The sequence below is a fragment of the Nostoc sp. UHCC 0251 genome (genome assembly GCF_034932245.1).
GTDB lineage: Bacteria > Cyanobacteriota > Cyanobacteriia > Cyanobacteriales > Nostocaceae > Nostoc.
In genome coordinates this window covers 1-7,609 of sequence record NZ_JAYGHD010000439.1, presented here as the reverse complement: position 1 = coordinate 7,609, position 7,609 = coordinate 1, and the positions used below count along the sequence as shown (strand labels likewise).

The window sequence follows — 7,609 nt, the reverse complement described above, 5'->3', positions numbered from 1 at the left end:
AATTCAAGTTGGAGAGTTGGCAGATTTCTGGCGGCAGGTTGCTGAGTTGATTGTTCTCGAGGTATAGCCAAGTCAAGTTGGAGAATTGGCAGATTTCTAGCGGTAGGCTGCTGAGTTGATTGTTATGGAGGGATAGCTCAGTCAAGTTGGAGAGTTGACAGATTTCTGGCGGCAGGTTGCTGAGTTGATTGTTATAGAGGGATAGCCAATTCAAGTTAGAGAGTTGGCAGATTTCTAGCGGCAGGCTGATGAGTTGATTGGCAGAGAAGTCTAGCCTTGTTAAGTTGGAGAGTTGGCAGATTTCTGGCGGCAGGCTGCTGAGTTGATTGTTATTGAGGGATAGCTCAGTCAAGTTGGAGAGTTGGCAGATTTCTGGCGGCAAGCTGCTAAGTTGATTGTTATTGAGGTATAGCACCGTTTCCTTTTCCCTGGCAGCTTGTTCAATAATTTGCAACAATTCTTTGTTTGTCACCTGCAAACCTCACCAACTCTGTAGCGATATTTACCAGATTAGTGTATCGCAGGTCATAAGGAATGGGGCTAGATTAATGTGTTCTACTTACGTAGAAAGGGTTGTAATGTTTAAATTAGAAGGGTGCGTAGGTGTAGCCCGCACCACCAACGCTACAGGCGATCGCCTTATGGGATACACTGAATATATTTAGCAGTCGGCAATTTCATGAATATTCGTCAAGAACTTCTAAGTCTGATTGAACAACTGAATGATGAGCAGTTATCAGCATTGCTTGATTTAGCTCTTTCTTTCAAGAATGGCGAAAAATCTGTTAATCCTGCTGTTCAATCTCAGGCTTACCAGGATTGGGTAAGCCCTGAAAATGATATTTACGATGAAGTATTTGCTGATGAACTTACAGTGCGGTGATGTTGTGTTGTGTCGAGTTCCCATGCCTTCAAACGGATTGGCACAGTTTAAAGTTCGCCCTGCTGTTGTAATTTCAGCAAATCAATTGAATCAAATTCTTGATAATTTCCAGCAAACAAGCGACGGCAAAGACAATTACAGCTTGATGTGTTTCCACCCAATCAAAGTTAGTCGGCAAATCAAAATGTCCAAAAACTGAAGCCACACTCAATGCTAGCAGTGGTACAAATACTCGAAAGCCAGCCGCCACGCTCAAACTAATCCCCAGTAATAATTCAATAAATGTATTGAGATTGAACAAAGAATTTAAATCCATAGTAGGACTCAAGTTATACTCTTGGTGTTTTTTCCATCTTTTAGCTGAACGGAGTGACAACTCTAAGCTGTGATCCCAAGATAAGAAACTTGGCAAAAATATTTCATCTGACTATATGTAGAATTCAGTGAAACTGTCACACTCACCGACATCCCGCCCAGAACTGAATTCCGAGGCGGGATAGAAACGTAGTGCAAGATTTATTAATAAAGATATGGCTGCGGCAAGACTTGTGTGTACACCGTAGTCGCAAACGGTGAAGGGAGACAAAGCGTAGCTTTAGCGGGGTGGGGTTCTTCGAGTTTAATAAGCAATCAAGCGACATGATACAAGGGCGCTTTTGCATAATTCTGTCGTCGCTAACCTTGAAAATCAGGTCAAAATGAGCGAATAGTGAGTTTCAGCAAAGCAGACTTTATTAAAAGATGCCGAAAATATCACAATCTTGGAAAATAATAAAGTAAGTCGAGTATCGCATGACTCACTTGATGTCCTCATTTATTCTAGGAAAATATGACTCATTCTTTCCTTGAACGCCTGCGTAGTCCAGATAGCCCAGTCCTCGTCTTCGACGGGGCGATGGGAACCAACTTACAAACCCAAAACCTGACTGCTGAAGACTTCGGCGGCCCACAGTATGAAGGTTGTAACGAATACTTAGTCCACACGAAACCTGAAGCTGTCGCTAAGGTTCACCGTGACTTCCTCGCTGCTGGTGCTGATGTCATTGAAACGGATACCTTTGGTAGTACCTCCCTGGTGCTGGCAGAATATGACTTGGCAGACCAAGCTTACTACCTCAGCAAGACAGCCGCAGAATTGGCGAAGCGTGTGGCTGCGGAATTTTCCACGCCAGAAAAACCCCGGTTTGTGGCTGGTTCTATCGGCCCCACAACTAAACTCCCTACCTTGGGACATATTGACTTTGACACCATGAAAGCCACTTTTGCCGAACAAGCAGAGGCGCTGTGGGATGGTGGTGTCGATTTATTTTTGGTGGAAACTTGCCAAGATGTGCTGCAAATTAAGGCGGCACTGAATGCCATTGAAGAAGTGTTTGCTAAGAAGGGCGATCGCAGGCCGTTGATGGTGTCTGTGACAATGGAAAGCATGGGTACAATGTTGGTTGGTTCAGAAATTAGCGCTGTACTGACAATTTTGGAACCTTACCCAATTGACATTCTCGGTCTAAACTGTGCCACAGGCCCAGACTTGATGAAACCACATATCAAGTATCTGGCAGAACATTCACCTTTCATCGTTTCCTGTATACCCAATGCGGGTTTACCTGAGAACGTTGGCGGTCAAGCACACTACCGCCTGACACCGTTGGAATTACGGATGTCATTGATGCATTTTGTTGAAGATTTAGGTGTCCAAGTGATCGGGGGTTGCTGTGGGACACGTCCAGAACACATTCAACAATTGGCAGAACTTGCTAAAGGTCTGAAGCCAAAAGTTAGACATCCTAGCTTAGAACCAGCAGCAGCATCAATTTACACCACTCAGCCATACGACCAAGATAATTCCTTCTTGATTGTTGGTGAACGTCTCAACGCCAGTGGTTCCAAGAAATGCCGCGATTTACTAAATGCCGAAGATTGGGATGGACTCGTTTCAATGGCGAGGGCGCAAGTAAAAGAAGGCGCACACATCCTTGATGTCAACGTCGATTATGTGGGACGTGACGGCGTGCGTGATATGCACGAATTAGTTTCGCGCATTGTTAATAATGTGACACTGCCTTTAATGCTTGACTCCACCGAATGGGAAAAGATGGAGGCGGGTTTAAAGGTTGCCGGTGGTAAGTGTTTGCTGAACTCCACCAACTACGAAGATGGGGAAGCGCGCTTTTTGAAAGTGTTGGATTTAGCGAAAAAGTACGGTGCTGGTGTAGTCATTGGTACTATCGACGAAGATGGGATGGCACGGACAGCAGACAAAAAGTTTGCGATCGCCCAACGCGCATACCGTCAAGCTGTAGAATACGGCATACCACCCACAGAAATATTCTTTGATACCCTCGCGTTACCCATTTCCACCGGGATTGAAGAAGACCGAGAAAACGGTAAAGCCACCATTGAATCTATCCGGCGGATTCGTGAAGGATTGCCTGGATGTCATGTGATTTTGGGTGTTTCCAATATTTCCTTTGGTTTGAATCCAGCCTCGCGGATGGTGCTGAATTCGGTGTTTTTGCACGAGGCGACAACGGCGGGAATGGATGCAGCCATTGTCAGTGCTAACAAAATTTTACCGTTATCGAAGATTGACGCCCGCCATCAAGAAATTTGTCGGCAGTTGATTTATGATGAGCGGAAGTTTGAGGGTAACGTCTGCGTTTACGATCCCTTGGGAGAGCTTACCACAGCCTTTGCCGGGGTAACAACTAAGCGCGATCGCTCCTTAGATGAAAGTCTCCCCATCCCAGAACGTCTCACGCGCCATATCATCGACGGCGAACGCATTGGCTTAGAAGAACATCTCAAAAAAGCCTTAGAAGAACATCCCCCCTTAGAAATTATCAACACCTTTCTGCTAGATGGCATGAAAGTTGTCGGAGAATTATTCGGTTCTGGACAAATGCAGCTACCTTTCGTTTTGCAATCTGCGGAAACCATGAAAGCGGCGGTGGCTTTTCTAGAACCGTTCATGGAAAAATCAGAATCAGGCAACAATGCCAAGGGAACCTTTATCATCGCCACAGTGAAAGGCGATGTCCACGACATTGGTAAAAACTTGGTGGATATCATCTTATCCAACAACGGCTATAAGGTGATTAACCTGGGAATTAAGCAGCCAGTAGAAAATATCATCAACGCTTACGAACAGCATAAAGCTGATTGTATTGCGATGAGTGGTTTGCTGGTAAAATCCACCGCCTTCATGAAAGAGAACTTGGAGGTATTCAACGAAAAGGGAATTAGTGTCCCCGTGATATTAGGTGGCGCAGCATTGACTCCCAAGTTTGTCTATGAAGATTGCCAAAATACCTATAAAGGTAAAGTTGTTTATGGCAAAGATGCCTTTTCTGACTTGCACTTCATGGATAAATTAATGCCAGCAAAGGCTACTGGTAACTGGGAAGATTTGCAGGGATTTTTGAACGAAATCGAAACGGCTGAAGTTTCGACCAATGGTCACAAAGAAGCAAAAACTAAGACTGCTGAAGAAACGTCTGCTGAACCAAAAGTAGTAGATACGAGACGTTCTGAAGCTGTGGCTGTGGATATTGAACGTCCCACACCGCCTTTCTGGGGAACGAAGTTATTGCAGCCTAGTGATATTCCCATCGAGGAAATATTCTGGCACTTAGATTTACAAGCTTTGGTTGCTGGACAGTGGCAATTCCGCAAACCAAAGGAACAATCTAAGGAAGAATATCAGGCCTTCTTAGCTGAGAAAGTCTACCCAATTTTAGAAACTTGGAAACAGCGAATTATTGAAGAAAATCTGTTGCATCCCCAAGTGATTTACGGCTATTTTCCTTGTCAAGCTGAGGGAAATTCTCTACATATATATGATTCAGAGAACCAATCACAACAGGTTGCAACTTTCGAGTTTCCCAGACAGAAGTCTTTAAGGCGGCTGTGCATAGCAGATTTCTTTGCACCAAAAGAATCGGGAATTATTGATGTCTTCCCCATGCAAGCGGTGACTGTAGGGGAGATTGCAACAGAATTCGCCCAAAAGCTGTTTGCCGCCAATCAATACACCGATTATCTGTATTTCCACGGCATGGCAGTGCAGGTGGCAGAGGCTGTGGCTGAATGGACACATGCCAGAATCCGCCGCGAGTTAGGTTTTGCTGCTGATGAACCCGACAATATCCGGGATATATTAGCACAACGCTATCGTGGCTCACGGTATAGTTTTGGATATCCAGCTTGCCCAAATATCCAAGACCAATACAAGCAACTGGAGTTATTGCAGACTGACAGAATTAACTTGTATATGGATGAAAGCGAACAACTTTATCCAGAACAGTCTACCACTGCGATTATTGCTTACCACCCATTAGCAAAATACTTTAGCGCGTAGAATCCTACCCCATAAACCCTCGCTTCACTTGTGGCGAGGGAATGGGGAGTAGGGAAATCCGAATCAGAAAATGGGGGCAAACAACGCTCAAAAAAGGTGCGATCGCCTAAGCTATGCTTTTAAAATCCTAATTGGTATCATGCCCTTCTTTGTTCTCCGGGTTTATTCTGGGAAACAGAGGGTTAGGCTGTATTAACCACTATCATCATTTCAGATACTAACATCGAAGAATTACCAATTATGCTAGAACAAGGCACTATCAGTATTCATACTGAGAATATTTTCCCGATCATTAAGAAGTCGCTTTACTCAGACCACCAAATCTTCTTGCGGGAACTGGTATCCAACGCTGTAGACGCCATCCAAAAGCTGAAAATGGTATCCCGCGCTGGAGATTACGCTGGAGATATCGGCGAACCAGAAATTGAAATTGCCATTGATAAAGATAAGAAAACTCTATCCATCTCCGATAACGGTATCGGGATGACCGCAGATGAAGTTAAGAAATATATCAATCAGGTTGCCTTTTCTAGTGCTGAAGAATTTATTCATAAGTATGAAGGCAAATCAGATCAACCTATAATTGGCCACTTCGGACTTGGTTTTTACTCTTCCTTCATGGTGGCGCAAAAGGTAGAAATTGATACCCTTTCATACCAGGAAGGAGCGCAAGCGGTTCACTGGACTTGTGATGGTTCCCCAGCTTTCACTCTAGAAGAATCGTCCCGGACAACTCGCGGCACTACTATTACTCTCAGCCTGCAAGGGGAAGAAGAGGAATTTTTAGAGTCTGCACGAATTAAGAATCTTGTCAAGACCTATTGTGATTTCTTACCAGTACCAATAAAACTGGAAGGTGAAGTATTAAATAAGCAAAAAGCACCGTGGCGAGAGTCTCCAAGTAACCTGAGTCAAGAAGATTATTTAGAGTTTTACCGCTATTTGTATCCTTTTCAGGAAGAACCTCTGTTATGGGTACATTTAAATACAGACTATCCCTTTATCATCAACGGGATTCTGTATTTCCCAAAAATGAGGCCCGATGTAGATGTTACAAAAGGACAGATCAAGCTATTTTGCAATCAAGTTTTTGTTAGCGACAACTGCGAAGAAATTATCCCGCAATTTCTGACTCCAATGCGGGGTGTGATCGATAGTACTGATATTCCCCTGAACGTATCGCGTAGTGCTTTGCAAGGCGATCGCACCGTGAAGCGAATTGGTGATTATATTGCCAAAAAAGTAGGCGATCGCCTCAAAGAACTTTTCCGCGATAATCGTGAACAATACATTAGTGCGTGGAAAGACCTTGGTACTTTTGTAAAATTCGGCGTTCTCAACGACGAGAAATTCAAAAAACAAATTGAAGATATCATTGTCTTCCGCACCACCGCCAAGCTGACAGAAAAAGTTGCTGCTGAAACTCCAGTGGTTGAAGTACAGTCTTCAGACGGGGATGCTTGGCAAGATGTCACTCCTTCACCTAGTTCTGAGAACTCAGCACCTAGCGCTCCTTACACCACACTCAAAGAGTATCTCGAACGCAACAAAGAACGTAACGAAAACCGGGTTTTCTACAGCACCGATGAAGCGACCCAAGCAACATACATAGAACTGCACAAAAATCAAGGCTTGGAAGTCCTGTTTATGGACTCCTTCATCGACACCCACTTTATCAACTTCCTAGAGCGCGAATATCAGGATGTCAAGTTTACGCGGGTGGACTCCGACTTAGATAATACCTTGCTGGAACAAGATAAAGATAAGGAAATTGTTGATCCCAAGACAAATAAAACTCGGAGTGAAAGCATCAAAGAGTTATTTGAAAAATCCCTCAACAAACCCAAACTCAACATTCGTACCGAAGCTTTGAAATCAGACGATCCTCATGGTACACCACCTGCGATCGTGCTTCTACCAGAGATTCTCCGCCGTATGCGAGAAATGAACGCCATGATGATGCAGCAGCAGACAGTAGAGTTTCCCGAAGATCACGTTTTGCTGGTGAATACTGCCCACCCGCTGATTCAAAATCTGGCAAACCTTAACCAAGGTAGTATTATTCAAGGTGATGGTGAATCGTCTACAGATCAGTTAGTGAACTTGATTTGCCAACACGTCTACGATTTAGCGCTGATGTCTCAGAAAGGATTTGACGCTGACGGAATGAAATCCTTCGTCGAACGATCGAATGAGGTACTCACCAAACTCACGGAACAAGCTAGTAAATAGTGCTAAGTGGGAGATTGGGCATTGGGCATTGGGCATGGGGCATTGGGCACTTGTACTGAGCGAAGCCGAAGTATTGGGCATTGGGCATTGGGCATTAGTTATTCTCCTTGTCCCCCTCTGCTTCCCCTGCTTCCCCT

General features: G+C 44.4%; 5 protein-coding genes. 3 read left to right on the top strand and 2 right to left on the bottom strand.

The window, feature by feature from the left end:
• A partial coding sequence (locus VB740_RS34765; RefSeq protein WP_323204363.1) for a leucine-rich repeat domain-containing protein occupies positions 1-472 on the bottom strand: 472 nt, incomplete at its 3' end.
• Positions 473-679: 207 nt separating this feature from the next.
• On the opposite strand from VB740_RS34765, the gene VB740_RS34760 reads away from it, so the two are divergent.
• Positions 680-883: a hypothetical protein gene (locus tag VB740_RS34760; protein WP_323204362.1), complete on the top strand. Its 204-nt coding sequence runs from the start codon at positions 680-682 to the stop codon at positions 881-883.
• Between the two features lie 73 nt (positions 884-956).
• Here VB740_RS34760 and VB740_RS34755 read toward each other — a convergent pair whose 3' ends face one another.
• Entirely contained in the window at positions 957-1,199 is a 243-nt protein-coding gene (locus VB740_RS34755) for a DUF4126 domain-containing protein (RefSeq protein ID WP_323204361.1), read from the bottom strand.
• Between the two features lie 513 nt (positions 1,200-1,712).
• Here VB740_RS34755 and metH point away from each other — a divergent pair.
• Positions 1,713-5,240 (top strand): methionine synthase, encoded by a 3,528-nt coding sequence (metH, locus tag VB740_RS34750; protein ID WP_323204360.1) that lies wholly within the window; start codon positions 1,713-1,715, stop codon positions 5,238-5,240.
• 240 nt (positions 5,241-5,480) lie between these two features.
• Positions 5,481-7,472 carry a molecular chaperone HtpG gene (htpG, locus tag VB740_RS34745; RefSeq protein WP_323204359.1) on the top strand — a complete coding sequence of 664 codons (1,992 nt, stop codon included), beginning with the start codon at positions 5,481-5,483 and terminating at the stop codon, positions 7,470-7,472.
• The last annotated feature ends 137 nt before the right edge of the window (positions 7,473-7,609 follow it).

Bases quoted from the DNA above. Each gene is read 5' to 3' on its own strand.
- htpG (WP_323204359.1), top strand. From the start codon at position 5,481: ATGCTAGAACAAGGCACTATCAGTATTCATACTGAGAATATTTTCCCG.
- VB740_RS34760 (WP_323204362.1), top strand. From the start codon at position 680: ATGAATATTCGTCAAGAACTTCTAAGTCTGATTGAACAACTGAATGAT.
- metH (WP_323204360.1), top strand. From the start codon at position 1,713: ATGACTCATTCTTTCCTTGAACGCCTGCGTAGTCCAGATAGCCCAGTC.
- VB740_RS34755 (WP_323204361.1), bottom strand. From the start codon at position 1,199: ATGGATTTAAATTCTTTGTTCAATCTCAATACATTTATTGAATTATTA.